We start from the raw sequence: 21,825 nt of genomic DNA, 5'->3' as shown, positions 1-21,825 counted from the left end.
GGGTCCTAGCGGCGCCGGCCCGCGGGCGGACCGGCGGCCCCGTCGCCCACCGGAACCTTGGCCAGGATGGAGCGGATGACCGACTGCGGAGTCTCGCCGGTGCCGGCGGCCTTTCGGTCCAGGATGATGCGGTGCGCCAGCACCGGCTCGGCGACGGCGACGACGTCGTCGGGCAGGACGAAGTCCCGGCCCTCCAGCGCCGCGGTGGCCTTCGCCGCGCGCAGCAGCTGCAGCATGGACCGGGGGCTGGCACCGAGCCGCAGCAGCGGGCTCTCCCGCGTGGCGCGGCCGAGCGCCACCGTGTACTCCTTGACCGCGCGGGAGACGTAGACCTGCTGGACCGTGGCGATCATGGCGGCCACCTGCGCGGCGGTGACGACGGCGGACACGGCGGCCAACGGCGACGCGGACTGGTGCGTCTCCAGCATCTCCAGCTCCGCCTCCCGGTCCGGGTAGCCCATCGAGATCCTGGCCATGAACCGGTCCCGCTGCGCCTCCGGCAGCGGATAGGTGCCCTCCATCTCGATGGGGTTCTGCGTGGCCACCACCATGAACGGCTCGTCCAGCCGGTAGGAGGTCCCGTCGACGGTGACCTGGTGCTCCTCCATGCACTCGAGCAGGGCGGATTGGGTCTTCGCGGAGGCCCGGTTGATTTCGTCGCCGATCACGATGTTGGCGAAGACCGCGCCGGGACGGAACTCGAACATCCGCGTCGCCTGGTTGTAGACGGACACGCCGGTCACGTCCGAGGGCAGCAGGTCCGGGGTGAACTGGATCCGGCTGACCGTGCAGTCGATGGTGCGTGCCAGGGTCTTGGCCAGCATGGTTTTCCCGACGCCGGGCACGTCCTCCAGGAGCAGGTGGCCCTGGGCCAGGAGCACCGTCAGGGCCAGCTTCGCCGCCTCGGCTTTGCCGTCGATGACCGTGTTGATGCCGGCCAGGATCCGGTCGCAGGCCCGGCTGAACTCCGCCGGATCCATCGGCTCCTGCCCGGTGCGGGCGGCGGGGACATGGGCGGCCTGCTGCGGCGCAGCCATGGCCTCGTCAACGGTCTCGTCAAAGGTGGTGCGGCGGTGGAAATCCATCGGCAGCCTTTCAGCCCTGGGGCGGCCGGAAATCCGCGGCAGGCAGATGCTGCCGGGCACCACGGTGGGCCGCCTGTGTGATATCAGCGTACTCACACAACTCTCAGCGCAGACAGAGAGTTCCGGTAATTGTCCGATCCGGCCGCCGCTAGGCTGGAAGCATGTCCTCTTCCTCCCAGGCCCCGGCCCCGTTCCGCGCGATCAGTGACGAGGGCACCGGTACCTCCGGGCGCAAGGCCTACCCGCCGGCACCGGAGCCGCTGCCGGTCCCGGTCATGGACAACCACACCCACCTGGACTTCCCGGACGCCGGGGCGTCCGCGGACGGGCCCGCCGTCGGGATCAAGGACGCCCTCGACGCCGCCGCCGCCGTCGGCGTGCAGGGCGCCATCCAGGTCGGCTGCGACCTGGAGTCCTCCCGATTCACCGTCGAAGCCGTCGACCTCGACGCGCGGCTGCTTGGCGCCGTCGCCCTGCACCCGAACGACGCACCCCACTACGCCGCCCGCGGCGAATTGGAGGAGGCGCTGGCCGAGATCGAGGCGCTCGCCGCCCACCCCCGGGTCCGGGCCATCGGGGAGACCGGCCTGGACTTCTTCCGCACCGAGGGGGAGGGCCTGGCCCACCAGCGCTACTCGTTCCGCCGCCACATCGACATCGCCAAGCGGCTGGGCCTGACCCTGCAGATCCACGACCGGGACGCCCACGACGACGTCGTGCAGGTGCTGCGCGAGGAGGGCGCCCCCGAGCGGGTGGTCTTCCACTGTTTCTCGGGCGGCGAAGAGCTCGCGAAAACCTGCAACCGGGAGGGCTGGTACATGTCCTTTGCAGGGACGGTGACCTTCAAGAACGCCGCCGACCTGCGCAGCGCGCTGGTCATCGCCGAACCCGAGTTGCTGCTGGTCGAAACCGACGCGCCGTTCCTGACCCCGCACCCGCACCGGGGCCGTCCGAACGCCAGTTACATGGTGCCGTACACGGTCCGCGGCATGGCCGAATTGACAGGCCGGGACCTCGCCGGACTCTGCGCCGGCCTGGCCGAAAATACCGTGCGGGCATACGGATCCTGGGACTGACGCCGGGATTTTTCGCGCTCTCCGATGTGACGTCCCGTGAATACCCAGTATGCATAATTTCTTGGCCGCTTTATAACGCTCCGGTTACAGTGGTCAACTATTAGCCGGGGTCGGGGAAGGCCTTCGGATAATTTCACTCCTTTCGGACGCGCGCTGCAGTGGTTGATCCACGTGCGCGCTCTCGTTTGGTGGTGTGGCGGTGCACGCGTTTTCCGCAAGCATCCGGACCCGGTCCGGACCAGCCCTCGAGGGGTGTTTGACGGGACACGCCTGTGCACTTTTCCCCGTGCCCGGATGGTCCAAGAGATACGGGCAATCGTGGTCAAGTTCTTCACAACGGACGGCAAGGTCAGCGTCGTCAAGGTCGGTTCACAGCTGGTGGTCCTCATGGCCCTCGTGCTCGGCCTCGTCGCCTTCGTCGGCAACAACAAGACAGTCACGCTCAACGTTGACGGCAAGGTCAGCTCCGTGCAGACCTTCGGCGGCACCGTAGGCCAGGTTGTCAAGGCCGCCAACGTCGAACTGCAGTCCGCGGACAAGGTCACGCCCGCCGCCGACGCCCATGTCCAGGACGGCTCCGTCATCAACGTCAACCTCGCCAAGGCCGTCAAGGTCAGCGTGGACGGCGCCGAGCGGACAGTGACCACCACCGCCCCCACCGTCGAGAGCCTGGTCTCCGAGCTCGGCGTCGCCAGCGCCTCCGAGGTTTCCGTCCCCAAGGACGCCCAGCTGGCCGTCTCCGGCTCCTACGTGAGCATCTCGACGCCGAAGACCGTCACCCTCGTGGCCGACGGCAAGGACACCAAGACCACCACCACCGCCGCCACCGTCGGTGAGCTGCTGAACGGAGCCGGCATCAAGCTCGGCGCCAGCGACCGTCTCTCTCAGCCGGCCAATGCCCCGGTCGTCAACGACATGGTGGTCAAGGTCTCCCGGGTGGACACCACCAAGACCGACCAGACCACCGAGGCTGTCCCGTTCGAGAGCCTGAGCTCCGACGACGCGACCCTGTTCAAGGGCGATTCCAAGGTCCTGCAGGCCGGCGTCAACGGCAGCATGAGCAAGAGCTTCAAACTGATCCTGGTTGACGGCCGTGAAGCCTCGCGCACCCTCGTATCGCAGAACGTCACACTCCAGCCGGTCACCGAGAAGATCGCGGTCGGAACCAAGGAAAAGCCCAAGCCGCAGGCCGCCGCCGCCCCGGCCGCGTCCGGCAACACCGGTGCCGCCGCCCCCGCCATGATGAACGAGGCCATGTGGGACAAGATCGCCCAGTGCGAGTCCGGCGGCAACTGGTCCATCAACTCCGGCAACGGCTACTACGGCGGCCTGCAGTTCGACATCCCGTCCTGGCTCGCCAACGGCGGCGGGGCCTATGCTCCTAACGCCAGCCAGGCCAGCAAGGCCCAGCAGATCGCCGTCGCGAACACGTACTACGCCAAGGCAGGCCTCGGCCCGTGGGGCTGCGGCTGGGCGGCCTCGCGCTAACCTGACCGCGAAATACAGCACGAGCCCGTCAAGGCCGGCCCCCGCTCTGTCCAGCACAGAGCCGGGGCCGGCCTTCGCCGTTCCCTGCGCCATTTCCTTCGCCGTCTGCCGCGCCGTCCCCCGTCGGGGGTGGCGGTGCCGCGGGATAGGATACCTAGGTGACTGAACCGACCTCCGCCGGGCCCGACGCGGCAACTCCCGCGACCGCCGCGACGCCTCCTGTGACCGCCCCTGCACCCCTGCTGGGTGCCACCGACATCCGCCGGATGGCCGAGGAGATCGGGGTCCGTCCCACCAAGACGCTGGGCCAGAACTTCGTCATCGACGGCAACACCATCCGCCGCATCGTCTCCGTCGCCGACATCGCCCCGGACGAGACCGTCCTCGAGGTCGGCCCCGGGCTCGGGTCCCTGACCCTGGGCCTGCTGGACGCCGCCAAAACCGTCGTCGCCGTCGAAATCGATCCGGTCCTCGCCGCGAAACTCCCCGCCACCGTCGAACGCTGGCGCCCCGGCGCCGCGCAGGACTTCCACCTGGTCCTCTCCGACGCCATGAAGGTCACCGAGCTGCCGGTGGAGCCCACCGCGCTGGTGGCCAACCTGCCCTACAACGTGGCCGTTCCCGTCGTGTTGCACCTGCTCCAGCACTTCCCGAGCCTGCGCCACGGGCTGGTCATGGTCCAGGACGAGGTGGCGGACCGGCTGGCCGCGGCGCCCGGCTCCAAGACGTACGGCGTTCCCTCCGTCAAGGCCGCCTGGTACAGCGGGATGCGCAAGGCCGGGGTCATCGGCATGAACGTCTTCTGGCCCGCGCCGAAGATCCACTCCGGCCTGGTGGCCTTCACCCGCCGCGAACCACCGGCCACGACCGCCACCCGGGAAGAGGTGTTCGCCGTGATCGACGCCGCGTTCGCCCAGCGCCGAAAGACTTTGCGCGCGGCGCTGGCCGGCTGGGCCGGCAGCGCCGCCGAGGCCGAGCGGTGCCTCCGCGCCGCGGGCGTGGACCCCACGGCGCGCGGCGAGGTGCTGGACGTGACGGCCTTCGCCCGGATCGCCGAGGCGCGCAACGCCCCGGCGCCCGCGGACGCCTGAGCCCTGGGCCATCTAGCGCAGCGCAGACCCCCGGGCCGCGTGGATATCACCTGCGCCGGCGGCTTGGAACCGCACCGCCCATGCCATAGCGTGGAGCCATGAACGCAGTGAGAGGGCGCTTCCCGGCGCGGACCGTGAGGGTCAAGGCGCCAGGCAAGGTGAACGTCTCACTGGATGTAGGGCCGCTGCGGCCCGACGGGTACCACTCGGTGGCCAGCGTCTACCTGGCCGTCTCGCTCTATGAAGAGGTGGCCGCCACCAGCACGGACACGGGTGAAATCACCGTCGGCATCAGCCCGGCCAGCACCCTGGACCTCGACGGCGTCGACATCCCCCTCGACGAACGCAACCTGGCCTACAAAGCCGCCGCCATCATGGCCGACGTCTCCGAGCACTCCACCGGCGTGCACCTGGAAATCACCAAGCGTGTACCGGTAGCCGGAGGCATGGGCGGTGGCTCCGCGGACGCCGCGGCGACGCTGCTGGCCTGCGACGCGCTCTGGAACAGTGGACTCTCCCGCGAGGAACTCGCCCATCTCGCCGCCGAGCTCGGCGCGGACGTGCCCTTCTCCCTGCTCGGCGGCACCGCCGTCGGCCTCGGCGTCGGCGACGAACTCTCGCCCGCGCTCGTCAAGGCCCAGACCGACTGGGTGCTGGTCACCGCTGACTTCGGCCTCTCCACCCCCGAGGTCTTCCGCACCCTCGACCGGCTCCGGGCCGAGAGCGGCGAGGCCATCGAGGAGCCAACCTCCGTGGACCCCCGGGTCCTCGCGGCGCTGCTCAGCGGCGACGCCGACGCCCTCAGCCGCGTCCTCGTCAACGACCTGCAGCGCGCCTCGATCGAACTCGCCCCCGAGCTGCGCGATGTGCTGGGCCTCGGCGAATCCTGCGGCGCCATCGCCGGGATCGTCTCCGGCTCCGGCCCCACCGTGGCGCTGCTGGCCCACAACCCCTCGGCCGCCGACGGGCTCGCCACCGAACTGCGCCACCACGGCCTGGACGCCATGGCCGTCCACGGCCCGGTGCACGGCGCCCGCATCATCTCCGATACGCTCCTTTAAGTACGTTCGCAGTACGGACCCCGGCGGGGTCCTTCAGATCCAGGAAAGCAGTTCCCCGTGGCACACCTGCTCGGCGGCGAAAACCTCACGGTTTCGTACGCAACCCGCACCGTCCTCGACGGCGTCACCCTCGGCCTCGAAGAAGGGGACCGGATCGGCATGGTGGGCCGCAACGGCGACGGTAAATCCACCCTGATGCGGTTGCTTGCGCTGCGCTCCACCCCGGATTCCGGCCGCGTCACCAAACGCGGCGACGTCAACGTCGGCTACCTGGACCAGAGCGACGTGCTCGACGGTGACCTTACCGTCGGCGCCGCGATCGTCGGCGACCAGGCCGACTACGAATGGGCCCGCAATCCGCAGATCCGCGAGATCATGGGCGGGCTGGTCTCCGACGTCGACTGGCACGCCAACGTCCACTCCCTCTCCGGCGGCCAGAAGCGCCGCGTGGCGCTGGCCAAGCTGCTGATCGAGGACCATGACGTCATCATGCTCGACGAGCCCACCAACCACCTCGACGTCGAAGGCGTCGCCTGGCTGGCCCGGCACCTGAAGTCCCGCTGGCGCGCCAACCAGGGCGCCTTCCTGGTGGTCACCCACGACCGTTGGTTCCTCGACGAGGTCTGCACGAAGACCTGGGAGGTCCACGACGGCATCGTCGACCCGTTCGAGGGCGGCTATGCGGCCTACGTCCTGGCCCGCGCCGAGCGCGACCGCACCGCCGCCGTCGTCGAATCCAAGCGCCAGCAGCTGGTCAAGAAGGAGCTGGCGTGGCTGCGCCGCGGCGCCCCGGCCCGCACCGCCAAGCCGAAGTTCCGGATCGAGGCAGCCAACGCCCTGATCGCCGACGTCCCCGAGCCCCGCGACACCACCGCGCTGAGCAAGATGGCCACCGCCCGGCTCGGCAAGGACGTGCTGGACCTGGAGAACGTTTCCCTCGACCTGCGCGGCGACGAGTCCGACCGGAAGCTCTTCGACAACATCACCCTGCGCCTGGCCCCGGGCGAGCGGCTGGGCCTGGTGGGTGTCAACGGCGCCGGCAAGACCACGCTGCTGAAACTGCTCAACGGCGAGATCGAACCCACCACGGGCAAGGTCAAGCGCGGCAAGACCGTCGTCACCGCCGTCCTGACGCAGGAGGTCAAGGAGCTCGACGACGTCTCCAACCTGCGCGTGATCGAGGTCATCGAGCGGGAGAAGCGCTCCTTCAACGTCGGCGGCAAGGAATTCACCGCCGGCCAGCTCGTGGAGCAGCTGGGCTTCACGAACGAGAAGCAGTGGACCCCGGTCAAGGACCTCTCCGGCGGCGAGCGGCGCCGCCTGCAGCTGCTCCGCCTGCTGGTGGGGGAGCCGAACGTCCTGATGCTCGATGAGCCCACCAACGACCTGGACACGGACACCCTCGCGGCCGTCGAAGACGTCCTCGACGGCTGGCCGGGCACCCTCGTGGTGGTCAGCCACGACCGCTACCTGCTCGAACGCGTCACCGACCACCAGATGGCACTGCTGGGCGACGGCAAGCTCCGTGCCCTGCCGCGCGGCGTGGACCAGTACCTGGAACTGCGCGAGGCAGCCCTGGCCGGCTCCACGGTGTCCGGCGGCGGCAACCCGGTCACCTCCGGCGCCGGCGCGGCGGCATCCCCGGCGTCCGGCCCGTCCGAGGCGGAGAAGCGCGAGGCCCGCAAGGCCAAGAACCGGATCGACCGCCAGCTGGGCAAGCTGCAGCAGCAGGAGGACAAGATCCATGCTCAGATGGCGGCCGGCGCCGGCGACACAAGCAAGTTCGACGAACTCGCCGCCCTGAACGCCAAGCTCCAGGAACTCGCCGCCGAACGCGAAAGCCTCGAACTCGAATGGCTCGAAGCCGCAGAAACCCTCGGCGAGTAGCCCCGGCCGTTCCGCCGTGGTTGGCTTGGGTGCCGCAGGCGGCCCTCCACGCCGTGATTGGCTTGGGTGCCGAAGTCGGCCCTTCCGCGTCGCTTAGACACAACGGTCCGGAGCCTTACGGTCGCTGAGCGACCTCCGGACCCCGGAGCGTCGCGATGCGCTCCTTTCGGAAGGACCGCCTCCGGCGATGCGTCTCGCCATCGCGCGTGGCCGAGAACACGCCGTTCTGCCGCACAAGCGGCGCCGCGGTCTTTCGCGTAGTCGCGCATCGCGGCACAACGGGCTCCGGAGGTCGCTCAGCGACCGCAGGGGCCTGTTGCGCCGTGTCTAAGCGACGGCGAAGGCCGTTGCGCCGCGGTGGTGACCACGACATCGCAGGGCAACCGCGCCCCGAAGGTGACAACACCAGCGAAGGGCCACCGCGCCGCGAACGCAACCACAAGCAAAGCGGCCGGCTCAGCCGTCGATCTGCAGGCCCGGGTCCTTTTGCAGGCCGGTGAGGCCGTTCCAGGCGAGGTTCACCAGGTGCGCGGCCAGCTCGTGCTTGTTCGGGGTGCGGGTGTCCTGCCACCACTGGCCAGTCATCGCCACCATACCCACCAGCATCTGGGCGTAGATGGCGCCGTCCGCGGCGCTGAAACCGCGGCGGGAGAATTCGTCGGCCAGGATGTGCTCCACCCGGGTGGTGACCTGGGCCAGCAGTGCGGGGAAGGCTCCGCCGGGCTGGGCCGGGGGAGCGTCGCGGACCAGGATCCGGAAGCCTTCGGCCCGGTCCTCGATGTAGCCCAGCAGTGCCAGGATCGCCCGCTCCACCAGGACCCGGGGCTTCGCGTCGGCGGAGAGTGCCCCGCCGACGGCGCCCAGCAGGATCCCGAACTCGTGGGAGACGACCTGGCTGTAGAGGCCCTCCTTGGAGCCGAAGTGCTCGTAGATCACCGGTTTGGAGACCCCGGCGGCCGAGGCGATCTCCTCGATGGTGGTGGCGTCCCGGCCGCGGGCGGCGAACAGGCCGCGGCCGACGTCGAGCAACTGCAGCCGCCGCGCGGCTCCGGTCATCCGGGGCCGCGGGATGTGGCCGGGGGTCCGCCCCGGCATGCCGGTGCGGTGGTCCGCCCCTCCGGACCCGCCTGCGTTCTCACTCACAGCATCCATCATGCCCTAATCCGCGCGGCCGCCGCGGACCGCCAAGTCGCACGAGCAACATGCTTCGTGGCAGAATTGGCTCTCGTGCCAGGGCCTAACCGCCGGGCATGGTCCGCTCTGGTGTAATGGCAGCACCCCGGCCTTTGGAGCCGTGGAGTATAGGTTCGAGTCCTATGGGCGGAACTGCGGCAGCGGGTGGGGGCCCTGTGGATTCCAGTAGGATGGACAGGATGCCGAGATCCACCGAGCAGCGGCCACGAGTCGGGCCGCTGAGCAAGGAGAGCCCGTACGTGAGCCCCGAGAACACCGGCCCAGCCGCCGTCATAGTCCTTGCAGCAGGCGCCGGTACCCGGATGAAGTCCCGTACCCCCAAGATTCTCCACGAGATCGGCGGCCGTTCCCTGGTCGGCCACGCCCTGAACGCCGCGCGCGCCCTGCACCCGGAGGAGCTGGCCCTTGTGGTCCGGCACGAACGTGACCTCGTGGCCGCGCACATCGCGGCGCTGGATCCCGAGGCGCTGATCGTGGACCAGGACGACATCCCCGGTACCGGCCGCGCCGTCGAGGCGGCCCTCGAGGCGCTCGACGCCCGGCACGCCGGCGGCCCGCTGACCGGCACCGTCGTCGTCACCTACGGCGATGTCCCGCTGCTCACCGGCGGCCTGCTCGCCGAACTGGTGGCCGCGCACGAGGCCGGCCGCAACGCCGTCACCGTGCTGACCGCCGTGCTCGACGACGCCACCGGCTACGGCCGCATCCTCCGCGCCGAGGACGGCACTGTCACCGGCATCCGCGAACACAAGGACGCCTCCGAGGCCGAGCGAGGCATCCGCGAGATCAACTCCGGCATCTACGCCTTCGACGCCGCCGTCCTCCGCGACGCGCTGGCCCACGTCACCACCGACAACGCCCAGGGCGAGAAGTACCTCACCGACGTCCTGGCCCTGGCCCGGGCCGCCGGCGGCCGCGTCGCCGCCGTCGTCACCGAGGACCGCTGGCAGGTCGAGGGCGCCAACGACCGCGTCCAGCTCTCCGCCCTCGGCGCCGAGCACAACCGCCGCACCGTCGAGGCCTGGATGCGCGCCGGCGTCACCGTCGTCGACCCCGCCACCACCTGGATCGACGCGACCGTCACCCTCGACGAGGACGTCCGCCTGCTGCCGAACACGCAGCTGCACGGCGCCACCCGTATCGCCCGCGACGCCGTCGTCGGCCCCGATACCACGCTCACCGACGTCGAGGTGGGGGAGGGCGCGAAGGTCATCCGCACCCACGGCTCCGGTTCGCGCATCGGCGCCCGCGCGTCGGTGGGACCGTTCACCTACCTCCGCCCGGGCACCGACCTCGGCGAGACCGGCAAGATCGGCGCGTTCTACGAAACCAAGAACGTCACCATCGGCCGCGGCTCCAAGCTCTCCCACCTGGGCTACGCCGGCGACGCCGAGATCGGCGAGGACACCAACATCGGCTGCGGCAACATCACCGCCAACTACGACGGCGAGAAGAAGCACCGCACCATCATCGGCTCCGGCGTCCGCACCGGCTCGAACACCGTGTTCGTCGCCCCGGTCCAGGTCGGCGACGGCGCCTACAGCGGCGCCGGCGCCGTGATCCGCAGCGACGTTCCCGCGGGCGCCCTGGCCCTCTCCCTGGCCAAGCAGCGCAACGCCGAAGGCTGGGTCGCGGCGCACCGCCCCGGCTCCATCTCGGCAACCCTGGCCGAGGCTGCCGGCACCACAACTTCCTCCACTACTCCGGCACCAACAGAAGAGGGCTAGCAAACATGAGCGAAATTACGGCACACGGCGAGAAGAAGCTGGTGCTGGCCGCCGGGCGGGCGCACCCGGAGCTGGCACGGGAGATCGCCAAGGAGCTGGGCACCGAACTGCTGCCGCTGGACGCCTACGACTTCGCCAACGGCGAGATCTACGTCCGCGCCGGCGAGAGCGTCCGCGGTACCGACGCCTTCGTGATCCAGGCGCACCCGGCCCCGCTGAACAACTGGCTCATGGAACAGCTGATCATGATCGATTCGCTCAAGCGGGCCTCCGCCAAGCGCATCACCGTGGTCTCCCCGTTCTACCCGTACGCCCGCCAGGACAAGAAGGGCCGCGGCCGCGAGCCGATCTCCGCCCGCCTGGTAGCCGACCTGTACAAGACCGCCGGCGCCGACCGGATCATGAGCGTGGACCTGCACACCTCGCAGATCCAGGGCTTCTTCGACGGCCCCGTGGACCACCTGATGGCCATCCCGCTGCTGGCGGACTACATCCGCACCCGGGTCGGCTCCGACAACATCACCGTCGTCTCCCCGGACACCGGCCGCGTCCGGGTCGCCGAACAGTGGGCCGAGCGCCTCGGGGGCGCCCCCCTGGCCTTCGTGCACAAGAGCCGCGACCTGACCGTGCCGAACCAGGCCGTCTCCAAGACCGTTGTCGGCCAGATCGAGGGCCGCACCTGCGTGCTGATCGACGACATGATCGACACCGGTGGAACCATCTCCGGTGCCGTCCAGGTGCTGAAGAACGCCGGGGCCAAGGACGTCATCATCGCCGCCACGCACGCCGTGTTCTCCGACCCGGCAGCCAAGCGCCTCTCCGAGTCCGGTGCCCGCGAGGTCGTCGTGACCAACACCCTGCCGATCGCCGCGAACAAGCACTTCCCGCAGCTGACCGTGCTCTCGATCGCGCCGTTGATCGCCCGCGCGATCCGCGAGGTGTTCGACGACGGCTCCGTTACCAGCCTGTTCGACGGCAACGCCTGACAGCCCGCTTCACCACGGCAGTGCCGGGCCCCGTTTAGCAGATCGGGGGCCGGCACTGCTAGACTTTTTCCCGATACCTTGGCGAGGGAGAGCGCCGGCACAACAGCCGGTCTCCGTTATCGACTGGGTCTGAATCTCCTTCTGAAGTGGGCCAGGCGCCCGGCGTCGAAGGTCGCTGACAGACCTCCGCCCTTGCTGAACCACCGTTCCACCAGAGGAGACGCTATGTCTGAGCAGAAGCTCGCAGCAGAAGTACGCACCGAATTCGGCAAGGGCTTCGCCCGCCGCGCCCGCATGGCCGGCCTCATCCCCGCCGTCATCTACGGCCACGGCGCCGAGCCGATCCACGTGACCCTGCCGTCGAAGGCCACCACCCTGGCCGTCCGCACCCCCAACGCCCTGCTGAACCTGGACATCAACGGCGAATCCCACCTCGCCCTGGTCAAGGACATCCAGCGCAACGCCGTCAAGCAGATCGTCGAGCACCTCGACCTGCTGACGGTCCGCCAGGGCGAGAAGGTTTCCGTTGACGTCCCCGTCACGGTCACCGGCGAAGTTGCTCCGGGCAACGTCCACAACCTGGAACTGACCACCGTTCCGCTCGAGGCCGAGGCAACCCACCTGCCGACCGCCGTCGAGGTCAGCGTCCAAGGCCGCGCCGCCGGCGAGCACGTGCTCGCCTCCGACCTGGTCCTGCCGAAGGGCACCACCCTGCTGGCCGAAGCCGATACCCTGGTCGTCAACGTCTCCGAGGCCGTCGAGCTCGAGGTCGAGGAAGAAGAGACCGGCGAAGAGGCTCCGGAAGCCGGCGAGGAAGCTGCCGGGGAAGAGTCCTCCGAAGCTGCCGCCGAGTAATTACGGCGAAACGTCCGGCGGCCGGGTCCCACAGGGGCCCGGCCGCCGTCGTCTGTGCCCACCCCGCCCCGGCGGGCCGCCCTGAAAGGATCCACCCATGAGCGAAACCTGGCTGATCGTCGGGCTCGGCAACCCCGGCGCCGAATACGCCCACAACCGGCACAACGTCGGCCAGATGGTCCTCGACGACCTCGCCGCGCGGGTGGGCGGGGGCTTCAAGTCGCACAAGGCGGCGCGGGCCCAGGTGCTGGAGGGCCGGCTGGGCATCGGCGGCCCGCGCGTTGTGCTGGCCAAGCCGCTGACGTATATGAACGTCTCCGGCGGGCCGGTCTCGGCGCTGACGAAGTTCTACGACATCGACGCCGCCCACGTGATCGCCGTCCACGACGAGATCGACATCCCCTTCGACACCATCAAACTCAAGCTCGGCGGCGGCGAGGGCGGCCACAACGGCCTGCGCGACATCTCCAAGGCCCTCGCCACCAAAGATTACCTCCGGGTCCGCGTGGGCGTGGGACGGCCGCCGGGCCGGATGGACACCGCCGACTTCGTGCTCCGTGACTTCGCCGGACCCGAGAAAAAGGAACTGCCCTTCCTGGTGGGCTCGGCCGCCGACGCCGTGGAGGACCTCATCCGCGAGGGCCTGCTCGCCGCGCAGCAGAAGTTCCACCCCGCGAAGGCCTGACCGCCGCACCTCCCGGCCATAGCCGCGGGGCCCCCGGCTGGCAAGGGCCCTAGTCTCCTTCCCGAGCCTTCCGGCGCGCCGTTATGATCGCCATACTTCCGTGTCGCGGGGTAGGGTTACGCTACTTCCATGCCGACGGCGCGGGATAAGCCGTCCGCAAGCGGTAAGAGGGGGCTTGATGTCGAGGGATACGCTGAATTGGGGGGACGTCTCCGTGACGGTGCCTCCCGCTCCGGCCAGGGCCGGCGCAGCCAGCGGCGACGACCGGGGCGCGGCCGCGCCATCCGCCGGGCGCCATTCCTGGTCAGGCCTGGCACGCGGGGCCGACGCCGACCGCGTGGTCCGTGCCCTGACCGCCCCCGAGGGCATGGGGGTGGTGATCACCGGCGACCGCGGGGTGGGTAAGTCGCTCGTCGGGCGCAGCGCCATCGCCGCCTTCGGCGCGGACGTCTACACCCTCCAGCTCCGCAGCCCGGGCAATGGTACCGCCACCCCCTACGGCTGCCTGTCCTTCACCCTGGCCCGCCTCCCGCAAAGCTCCCTGGGTTCACCGACGGCCATCCTGCACGGGATCACCTCGTTAATCCGGGACGACGCCGCGGGCCGCAAATGCGTCATCCTGCTCGATAACGCCGGCGCCCTGGATGAGCAGAGCACCGGGGTGCTGCTGAACCTGCTGCAGACCGGCACCGCCCGCCTGGTCGCCACCGCGCAGCGCACCACCGACCTCCCGCCGGACTTCTACTGGCTCATCACCTCCGGTCAGCTGGCCGAGGTCAGGCTCTCCGCCATGACCGAACTGGAGACCCGGAAGGTGCTGCAGGCAGCCCTGGGGCACCGCGTATCGACTGCCCTGGCGAGCCAGCTGCACGAACTGGTCGGCGGCAGCCCCACGCTGCTGCAGGCCGTGGTCTCCGAACAGATCGAGCGCGGCAACCTGGTCCTCGCCGGCTCCGTGTGGACCTTGGTGGACGAGGTGGTCCTAGACGGCCGCACCGCCCTGGAGGACATCGTCCGTGCACGCTACGCCCGCGAATCCCCGGAGGCCCGCGAGGTCATCGAGGTGCTCTCCTGCGCCCGGAGCATGTCGCTGTCCCGCCTGGCCCGGATGTACGGCCCGTCCCTCATCGCGGACATGGAGGAGGCCGGCCAGATCGTCGTCGACCGCACCGACCGGCACTTCGTCACCCTCGGCGACCGCTATCTGGGGGACATCGTCCGGAACTGGCTCAGCGTGGAGCGCCGCCTGGAGCTGCGGGACAAGGTCCCCGGTCACCGGGAAGAGGAGCTGGGCGAGCTCACCGTCCAGGACCTGCTGGCCTACGCCGCCTGGACCCTCGACTGCAACGCCGAACTCGCACCCGCCCACGCCCTGGCAGCGGCTCAGGCGGCCGTGCGGCTTTTCGACCCCAAATTCGCGCTGAAATGTGCCGGCAGCATCAGGTCCCGGGACCGCGAATGGCCCGAGGGCCAGCAGCAAAAAGCCGCCGCCTACCTCCAGCTGGGCCTGCCGCTGCAGGCAATGTCCGCCTTAGACGACATCTCCGAGGCCCAGCTGATGGCGCTGCCTCCGCGGGCGTTCGCCAACTTCATCGCGTCGAAGGCCGACTGCATGGCCTGGCTCGAGGACCGCTCCGGAAAGGTCCCGGAACTGCTCCGGCAGGCCCGGCTCCGGCTCCAGGAGTTCGGCCCCGACACCGAGGCCGACGGGCTGGCCTGCGCGGGCCTCTGCCTCGAGCTGTGCGAATTCAATTACCTGTCCTTCATCGGCGACTACGCGCCCATGATGCAGCGCCTCAGGGACGCCGCCGAGAACACCGCCGCCGATGCCGTCGACCCCGACTTCCGGCTCCGCGCCGCCATCATCCTGATGGAGGCGCTCGGCATGACCGGCCGGGAACTCGAGGCCCGGGCCGTGATGCGGGACATCGCCGGCCAGCTGGGTGAGCGGGCCAACGTTCCGCGGCTTAGGGAAAACTTCGCCTGGCGGTCCTTCAACGTCCTGCTGCTGGCCGGGCAGTGGCGCCAGAGCATCGACATGCTCAAGGACGCCAGCGGCCGGGCCGGGCACGGCCTGCACTCCGGCAGCGCCGCCACGGACCTCGCCGTCGGCCTCGCCTATGTCTACGCCGGCCGCGGCCACCTGGCCCTGGACCCGCTGCTGGCTGCGATAGCCCAGTTGGAGGTCCGGCCCAGCCTGCAGTCGCTGCGCCAGGCCTATGCCGCCGCGGCCTTCGCCTACGCCCAAATGGGCAACTCGGTCCAGGCCACCATCTACCTGGACCGGGCCCGCTCCGCCGACGGACCGGGCCGGTTCGTCGTCAGCAGCTCCGCGGACTTCTGCATGGACATGGCCTCCCGCTGGCTCGGGGACCCGGACGCCAAGGACCGGCTGGTCCGCGCGGCCGAACGCTACGACCGGGACGGCCTCTACACCCTGGCCGGCATCAGCATGCTGGGCGCCACCGTGAACGGCACGGTCAAGGACTTCCTGTTCATGGAGGAAATCGCCGGCCGGCGGCAGGGCCAGCTGGCCGAACTGTCCCGGGTGGTCGCCGTCGGGAGCCGGAAAAAAGACGCCGAAACCATGCTCGACGCCGCCGCCCTGGCCGCCGCGCTGGAGCTCGACGCGGTCCAGGCCCGGTGCGCGGCGCTGGCGTTCGACTTCGCCCGGGGCTCCGGCCAGGCCAGCCTCGCCACCGCGGCGCACAGCATGCTGGAGTCCCTCACCGACGCGGTGCCGTCGCTGCCCGTGGTGCCCAGGAACAAGGGGCCGCTGCTGACCGACCGGGAACGGCAGATCGCGTCCCTGGCCGGAAACGGCGTCACCAACAAGGACATCGCCCAGGAAATCGGCATCTCCGTCCGCACCGTCGAAGGCCACCTGTACCAGGTCTTCACGAAGCTTGGGGTGTCCTCGCGGAGTGATCTGCTTGGACTCATCTAAGGCCACCACCGCCTCCCGGGAGACCCGGAGCGCGGGCCTGACCGGACGGGCCGAGGACCTGCGCGCCGCGGCCGAGGCCCTGCGGGGCGGCATGCACGTGGCCGTGTTGCTGGTGGGCGAGCACGGCATCGGCAAGTCCACCCTTATGGAGGCCGTCGCCACCGAACTCCGGGACGAGGTCACCGCCGTCCGCCTCCACGGCAGCCCGGCCCTGGGCAGCGTCCCCTACGGTGTCCTCGCGCCCTACATTGTGGAGCTTCCGGTGGAGGAAGCCACGTCGCAGCTGGCCGTGCTGCGGACCTTCTGGAGCCACCTGGAGGCCCGGCGGCGGGTCACCGGCCAGCCGCTGCTGCTGATTGTGGACGACGCCCATGACCTGGACGAGGCCACCGCGTCGGTGCTGGTGGAGCTCGCGGCCGCCGGCTGGGCGAAACTGCTGGTCAGCGCGGCCGTCCGTCCGGGACTGCCCACCCCGCTGCTGGAGCTCTGGTTTGAGGGCATCGCGGAACGGCACGACCTGCGCCCCCTGACTCTCGAACAGACGCAGGACTTCCTGGCCGAGAGGCTGGGCCCGCAGGTGCTGCCGAGTGCCGCGGAAATGCTCTGGCACGCTTCCGCCGGAAACCCGCTGCTGCTGACCTGCCTGATCGACGACGCCCGGAACGACGGCACGCTGAAGCAGCACAACGGCGTCTGGCTCCTCACCCGCGCCCTGAACAGCCACGGCGAGCGGCTCACCGACGTCGTGCGCCGGCAGCTGCTCCGCCTCTCCGCGGACGAGCGCACGGCCCTGAACCTGGTGGCACTCTCCGAGCCGGTGTCCCGGAAACTCATCGAGGCCATGGTGGACGAGGACACCGTCGCCGGACTGGTCGAACAGGAACTGCTCCGGGTGACCGACGCGGCCGAACCGGAGCTGCGGCTCTGGCACACCACCTACGGCGACACCCTGCGGAACCTCGTGTCCCCGGCCCGCAGCCTCCAGCTCCGGCAGGGCCTGCTCCGGCTGATGGACCGGGAACCGGCCAGCGCCGAAGGCCTGCTCCGCCAGGTGAGCTGGTCGCTGGAGTGCGGCATGGAGGTCGGCGACCGTCAGCTGCTGCGCGCCGCCGCGCTGGCCAGCGGACTCTTCGAGGACGAGCTTGCCCGCCGCGCTGCCGGCCAGGTCAAGGACCCGGACCTGCGCATGGCGGGACGGGCAATCGTGGCACGCACGTACTACAACACCGCCAACCACGCCGCCGCCCGGGACATCCTGGAGGCGGACTTCGGCCGGGGCGGCACCGTCACGAGCCTGCTCTCCGGCACGCTGCTGTGGGCGGCCGTCCTCACCGCCCTGGGTCACAAGCCGGCCGAGATCGTCCGGCGCTCGGAGGAGTTGTTGGCCGCGGGCGAGCGGCTCGCCGGGGAACGCCCGGCCGAGGCGGAGAGCATCCGGGCCGCCACCGCCGCGCGGGTCCGCTCCCTCCGTGCGCTGGCGCGGGCGCTGGCGGGGGAACGCGAGGACGACGGCGGTGCGGAGCCCGGCGAATCCTTCCCCGCCGCGGAGACCGGTGACGGGCTCCCGGACAACCACCTGGAGCGCGCCTTCGAGCTGGCCCTGGAGGCCGAGCAACTGCTGGTCCGGGGCAAAACCGAGGACGCCTACGCGGCCGCGACCCGGGGGATCGAGGCCGCCGGGAAGGCCGATGAGGAGGTCTCCTTCCTCACCGAGTTCCTCGCCGTCCGCGCGGCCACCCCGCTGGTGCACGGGGGAAACTGGAGCGGCGCGGAGGGAGTGCTTGGCGGCTTCTCGGCCAGTTACGGGGCCAGCCTGATTGCCTTTGGCGGCGGCGTCCACACGGCGGCAGGGATCATGCTGCTCTACCAGGGCCGTGCCGCCGAGGCGAAGAAGACCCTGCGGGTAGGCCTGGAGGCCCTGCGGATCGCCGACGCCCAGCAGCTCTTCGCCCTGACCGCGGCCATGGCTTTCGCCGCCGCAGCGGAGGTGGGGGCCAAGAGCAAGGCCGCGGGGCTGCTGGCGGACTACGAATCCGCCAGGCCGCCGGCCTCCCGCTACCTGCGCACCCTCGCCGCGATGGCGGTGGTCTACGGGAAAGCGAAACTGGAAGACCACCCGGATGCCCTCGGTGAGCTGCGGCGGCTGGGGGAGTCCGCGGGACCCGACGGCGCCGGACTCGAGTTCGAGTCGCTGGCCTGGCGGCTGGCCCTCGGCGACAAGAGCGTCGCGGCCCGGCTGCGGGAACTCGCGCCGGACCTGGACGGCCGGCGCCCGGCGGCGGTCTGCGCCTATGCGGCGGCGCTGGGCACCGGGGACGCCGGGGAACTGCTGGCGGCGGCCAAGGGCTGCGAGGAAGCCGAGCTGTGGGGGTTCGCGGCGCAGGCCTACGACGACGCCGCCGCCGCGTACCGCGAGGCGGGGGACACCCTGCGGGAACGGGTAGCGACCGCGCAGCGCCAGCGCTGCCGCGACCGGGCGTCCAGCGGCCCGGGCCAGGAGCCGGATGCCCAGGACGGAGCCCTGGCGCTGCTCACCCGGCGTGAACGGGACATCGTCGCCCGCGCGGTCCGCGGCCTGAGCGACCGCCAGATCGCCGCCGAACTGCAGGTCTCCGTCCGCACCGTGGAGGGCCACCTCTACCGCAGCTACGCCAAGCTGAATATCAAGGGCCGCGAGGACCTGCGCCGCCTCGCCGCCGACGACTGACCCGGAATCCGCTACAGTTTTGCGTGCGGTCCGCCATTGCCCGCAACTACCTGACCACGCACAGAACAGGCCGCCGGAGCCGCCTACGCCCGGATGCGTACCCGGTGACGCGGACCGGCGGGGGACTACTTGGTCCATCCCGGAGCCTCCGGCCAAGGAACTGAGTACACCCAAGTAAAGGCCTCCGAATACCTGTCTTCCAATCGGGTACTACCTACGGGTGTCATCTCCGGGGCTCATCCATACGGTGGAGCTATCACTGGCTATCCATTGATTGCGAAGGTCTCTCCCATGTTTCAGCATGACACCGGCGTGCCCGCCGGCAGCGGTAAAACAGATGTGATTCCACCCGCGCACCATGCCGCCGGCGGGCGGCCCGACAAACAGCAAACCCGCCAGCACATTATTGACGACGTCGTGGAAACCTTGACCTCCGGGTCCGGCTGCGGCGTCGTTTTGGTAGGCGAGCACGGCGCCGGCAAGTCCTTCATCGCCCAGCGCGCGCTGGAGCAGCTGGGGGAGGACTACCTGGTGGTCCAGGTCCGCGGCAGCTCGATCTCCTCGAAGCTGCCCTACGGGGCGCTCAGCGTGCTGCTCAACGACCTCGACTCCTCCCACCTCGAACACCCGCTGATGGTCCTGCGCGGCCTGACCCAGCTGCTGCACGCCAAGGCCCAGGGCCGCACCATCGCCCTGTTCGTGGACAACGCCCACGACCTGGATGACCTCTCCTGCATGATGGTCGCCCAGCTCAGCGCCGGCGGCCACGTCACCCTCCTGGCCGCCTGCGTAGACCTGCCGCATGTCGGGGGCGACATCATGGGCCTGTGGAAGGACGACCTCCTGCGCCGCGTGGACCTGGAGCCCTTCGACTTCGCCGAGACCTCGGCCACTCTCAACCAGGAGTACGGCGGCCACTTCTCGCACGCCGCGGCCCGCGCCCTCTGGACCGCCAGCGGCGGCAACGCACTCTTCCTGCACTCCCTGGCCCGCGAACAGATCAAGCTGGGCGCGATCGCCAAGCAGGACGGCACCTGGGTCCTCGGCCGCCGCCCGATCTCGCTCACCGGCGAGGTCCGGGACGTTGTCAAGGCACGCCTGAACCGGCTCAGCCCCGGCCAGCGGGACGTGTTCGAACTGCTGGCGCTCGCCGGTGCCGTGTCCCTGCAGACGCTTATGAGCATCTTCAACCCGCACGACATGGACACCCTGCAGGAACGCGGCCTCATCCAGGTCAGCCACGAGCACCCGCCGACCGTCCGGGTCTCCAACACCGTGACCGCAGCCATCGTCGGAAGCGTCGTCCCCCCGGGCCGCAGCGCCGAACTGCGCCGCCGCCTCACCGCAGTGCAGGAAACCGCGAACAGCCTCGAACCCGGCGGCCCCACCGGGGTGGCCTGGGCGCTGGATTGCGGCGAGCAGATCACCCCGGAGCTGGCCCTCGCGGCGGCCCGGCGCGCCAACGACTCCTCCGATCCCGCCGCCGCCCTGCGCTTCCTGCACGCGGTCGAGGAACTGGCGGAGATGCCCGCGGCTGTCATCGAAGCCGCCAGGGCCCACCTGGGCCTCGGCAACGACGAGGCCGCACGCCGGCTGCTGCACCCGCTGGTTGGCGGCCAGGGCTCCGACCTCACCGCCCCCGAGTGGGTGGGGGTCAACATCCTGCTCGCCGACCTGGAACACCGCGGCCCCGGGACGGCCCCCGCCGCCTCCGGGCGGGTGCTGGACCTGCGACCGTCGCTCGCGGCCCGGCCTGACGCCGAGACCGACGCCGGACACCGCGCGGCGGCGCAGCTTCGGCTGGCCGAGGCCCGGCTGGCAGTCCAGGAGGGCCGGTACACCGACGTGCTGGCCATGCGCGAGGACCTCGACGTGGCGGACCTCAGCACAGAATCCGGCGTCGTCGCCGGCGGCCTGCTCTGCGAGGCCATGGCGGTGACCGGCAACGTTCTGGGCGCCACCGGCCTGGCAAAGCAGGTCCTCTCCGCCGCGGCCGCGGTCCCCATGACGGACCGGAACCTGCGCGAACTCCGCGGCCGGATGCTCCTGCTGATGCTGCTCTCCGCCCGGTTCAAGGAAGCCGGCGAGTTCCTGGCCCTCACCTCCGAGGTGCCGGACCCGCATTCACGCCTGGGCGGCATGTTCGAGATCGGCGAGGGACTCATCAGCCTGCACGCCGGCCGGCTCGAGGAGGCCCTGCACAGCCTCGAGGCCGGGCTCTGGCAGCTGCGGACCAACGACCGGGACGCCCTCACCGGGCTCGCGACGGCGGCCTGCGCCTACGCCAACGGACTGCACGGCAACGCCGACGAGGCCGCGGTCCAGCTGGCGGAACTCTCCGCCCTGGAGCACCCGGCCCCGTGGCTCACCGCACGGCTCACCCGCTACTTCGAGCTGGGGGCCACCGCGGAACTGGGCCAGCGGGCCGCCGCGATCCGCGCCCTGGCAGCCGAGGCGGACGCCGACTCCGAGGCGGGAGCCGTGGCCACCGCGCTGTTGTTCCAGTCCGCCGCCGCGCGGCTCGGCGACCGCCAGGCCAGCCAGAAGCTCGGCGGCCTGGCCGGCAGCGTCACGGGCCAGTTCGCAATGCTCTGCCTGCGCCTGGCCAACGGCGTCAAGGACGCCGCCAGCGAGGCCCTGCTGACCGTGGCCAAGGATGCCGACGCCGCGGGAGACGCCGTCTTCGCCCGGGACGTGGCGCGCAAGGCCGTCACCTGCGCCAACGACGCCGGCAACCGGATCGCCCTGCGGGTCGCCCAGCGCACCGAGCACATGCTGGACGAACGCTTCGGCGGACCCCGCAACGGCGTCCAGGCCCTGACCTCGTCCATCCTCACGGCACGCGAGTGCGAGGTCGCGGTCCGGGCCGCGGCCGGGACGTCGAACCGCAAGATCGCCGAACAGATGCAGGTCTCGGTCCGGACCGTGGAAGGCCACCTCTACCAGGTGTACGCCAAGCTCCATCTGGCGAGCCGGTCCGAACTTAAAGATGCCATCGCCGGAACCACCGGCAACGCCCGCATCGGCTAGCGGGGC

General features: G+C 70.5%; 14 protein-coding genes and 1 tRNA gene. 13 read left to right on the top strand and 2 right to left on the bottom strand.

What is annotated here, in order from left to right; all coding sequences use genetic code 11:
• Positions 1-5: 5 nt before the first annotated feature.
• Positions 6-1,037 carry an AAA family ATPase gene (locus ACFUCU_RS10255; RefSeq protein ID WP_377972521.1) on the bottom strand — a complete coding sequence of 344 codons (1,032 nt, stop codon included), beginning with the start codon at positions 1,035-1,037 and terminating at the stop codon, positions 6-8.
• Between the two features lie 209 nt (positions 1,038-1,246).
• On the opposite strand from ACFUCU_RS10255, the gene ACFUCU_RS10250 reads away from it, so the two are divergent.
• The 5 genes from ACFUCU_RS10250 to ACFUCU_RS10230 all read left to right on the top strand — a co-directional run bounded on the left by ACFUCU_RS10250 (position 1,247) and on the right by ACFUCU_RS10230 (position 7,688).
• Positions 1,247-2,161, top strand: a complete 915-nt coding sequence (locus ACFUCU_RS10250) for a TatD family hydrolase (RefSeq protein WP_377972401.1) — start codon at positions 1,247-1,249, stop codon at positions 2,159-2,161.
• 318 nt (positions 2,162-2,479) lie between these two features.
• A complete protein-coding gene (locus ACFUCU_RS10245; protein ID WP_377972400.1) occupies positions 2,480-3,649 on the top strand; it encodes a ubiquitin-like domain-containing protein in 1,170 nt (389 codons plus the stop codon).
• A 266-nt stretch (positions 3,650-3,915) separates the two neighbouring features.
• Positions 3,916-4,740, top strand: a complete 825-nt coding sequence (rsmA, locus tag ACFUCU_RS10240) for a 16S rRNA (adenine(1518)-N(6)/adenine(1519)-N(6))-dimethyltransferase RsmA (RefSeq protein ID WP_290258587.1) — start codon at positions 3,916-3,918, stop codon at positions 4,738-4,740.
• A 98-nt stretch (positions 4,741-4,838) separates the two neighbouring features.
• Positions 4,839-5,801, top strand: a complete 963-nt coding sequence (locus tag ACFUCU_RS10235; RefSeq protein WP_377972398.1) for a 4-(cytidine 5'-diphospho)-2-C-methyl-D-erythritol kinase — start codon at positions 4,839-4,841, stop codon at positions 5,799-5,801.
• Between the two features lie 57 nt (positions 5,802-5,858).
• Entirely contained in the window at positions 5,859-7,688 is a 1,830-nt protein-coding gene (locus ACFUCU_RS10230) for an ABC-F family ATP-binding cassette domain-containing protein (RefSeq protein WP_377972396.1), read from the top strand.
• Positions 7,689-8,144: 456 nt separating this feature from the next.
• Here the strand turns inward: ACFUCU_RS10230 and ACFUCU_RS10225 are convergent, their stop codons facing one another.
• Positions 8,145-8,783: a TetR/AcrR family transcriptional regulator gene (locus tag ACFUCU_RS10225; RefSeq protein ID WP_377972519.1), complete on the bottom strand. Its 639-nt coding sequence runs from the start codon at positions 8,781-8,783 to the stop codon at positions 8,145-8,147.
• A gap of 159 nt (positions 8,784-8,942) precedes the next feature.
• Between ACFUCU_RS10225 and ACFUCU_RS10220 the strand changes: the two genes are divergently transcribed.
• From ACFUCU_RS10220 to ACFUCU_RS10185, 8 genes are all read left to right on the top strand, one after another.
• A tRNA-Gln gene (locus tag ACFUCU_RS10220) sits at positions 8,943-9,014 on the top strand.
• A gap of 107 nt (positions 9,015-9,121) precedes the next feature.
• Complete coding sequence (glmU, locus tag ACFUCU_RS10215; protein ID WP_377972517.1) at positions 9,122-10,609, top strand: bifunctional UDP-N-acetylglucosamine diphosphorylase/glucosamine-1-phosphate N-acetyltransferase GlmU; 1,488 nt, start codon at positions 9,122-9,124, stop codon at positions 10,607-10,609.
• 5 nt (positions 10,610-10,614) lie between these two features.
• Positions 10,615-11,595, top strand: a complete 981-nt coding sequence (locus tag ACFUCU_RS10210; protein WP_290258513.1) for a ribose-phosphate diphosphokinase — start codon at positions 10,615-10,617, stop codon at positions 11,593-11,595.
• 225 nt (positions 11,596-11,820) lie between these two features.
• Complete coding sequence (locus ACFUCU_RS10205) at positions 11,821-12,450, top strand: 50S ribosomal protein L25/general stress protein Ctc (RefSeq protein ID WP_377972395.1); 630 nt, start codon at positions 11,821-11,823, stop codon at positions 12,448-12,450.
• Positions 12,451-12,547: 97 nt separating this feature from the next.
• Positions 12,548-13,135, top strand: coding sequence for an aminoacyl-tRNA hydrolase (gene pth / locus ACFUCU_RS10200; RefSeq protein WP_377972393.1), 588 nt, complete (start codon positions 12,548-12,550; stop codon positions 13,133-13,135).
• Positions 13,136-13,313: 178 nt separating this feature from the next.
• Positions 13,314-16,082 carry a LuxR C-terminal-related transcriptional regulator gene (locus ACFUCU_RS10195; RefSeq protein ID WP_377972392.1) on the top strand — a complete coding sequence of 923 codons (2,769 nt, stop codon included), beginning with the start codon at positions 13,314-13,316 and terminating at the stop codon, positions 16,080-16,082.
• Positions 16,069-18,789 carry a LuxR C-terminal-related transcriptional regulator gene (locus tag ACFUCU_RS10190; protein ID WP_377972390.1) on the top strand — a complete coding sequence of 907 codons (2,721 nt, stop codon included), beginning with the start codon at positions 16,069-16,071 and terminating at the stop codon, positions 18,787-18,789. Before ACFUCU_RS10195 ends, ACFUCU_RS10190 begins: the two co-directional genes overlap by 14 nt.
• Positions 18,790-19,080: 291 nt before the next feature.
• Positions 19,081-21,819, top strand: a complete 2,739-nt coding sequence (locus ACFUCU_RS10185) for a LuxR C-terminal-related transcriptional regulator (protein ID WP_377972389.1) — start codon at positions 19,081-19,083, stop codon at positions 21,817-21,819.
• Positions 21,820-21,825: the final 6 nt, after the last annotated feature.

Origin of the sequence: Arthrobacter sp. NPDC057259 (assembly GCF_042668995.1) — a bacterium.
Classification (GTDB): Bacteria; Actinomycetota; Actinomycetes; order Actinomycetales; family Micrococcaceae; genus Arthrobacter.
This window is presented reverse-complemented; position numbering and strand designations above follow the sequence as displayed.

Bases quoted from the DNA above. Each gene is read 5' to 3' on its own strand.
- ACFUCU_RS10255 (WP_377972521.1), bottom strand. From the start codon at position 1,037: ATGGCTGCGCCGCAGCAGGCCGCCCATGTCCCCGCCGCCCGCACCGGG.
- ACFUCU_RS10250 (WP_377972401.1), top strand. From the start codon at position 1,247: ATGTCCTCTTCCTCCCAGGCCCCGGCCCCGTTCCGCGCGATCAGTGAC.
- rsmA (WP_290258587.1), top strand. From the start codon at position 3,916: ATGGCCGAGGAGATCGGGGTCCGTCCCACCAAGACGCTGGGCCAGAAC.
- ACFUCU_RS10235 (WP_377972398.1), top strand. From the start codon at position 4,839: ATGAACGCAGTGAGAGGGCGCTTCCCGGCGCGGACCGTGAGGGTCAAG.
- ACFUCU_RS10225 (WP_377972519.1), bottom strand. From the start codon at position 8,783: ATGCCGGGGCGGACCCCCGGCCACATCCCGCGGCCCCGGATGACCGGA.
- ACFUCU_RS10210 (WP_290258513.1), top strand. From the start codon at position 10,615: ATGAGCGAAATTACGGCACACGGCGAGAAGAAGCTGGTGCTGGCCGCC.
- ACFUCU_RS10205 (WP_377972395.1), top strand. From the start codon at position 11,821: ATGTCTGAGCAGAAGCTCGCAGCAGAAGTACGCACCGAATTCGGCAAG.
- pth (WP_377972393.1), top strand. From the start codon at position 12,548: ATGAGCGAAACCTGGCTGATCGTCGGGCTCGGCAACCCCGGCGCCGAA.
- ACFUCU_RS10195 (WP_377972392.1), top strand. From the start codon at position 13,314: ATGTCGAGGGATACGCTGAATTGGGGGGACGTCTCCGTGACGGTGCCT.
- ACFUCU_RS10185 (WP_377972389.1), top strand. From the start codon at position 19,081: ATGTTTCAGCATGACACCGGCGTGCCCGCCGGCAGCGGTAAAACAGAT.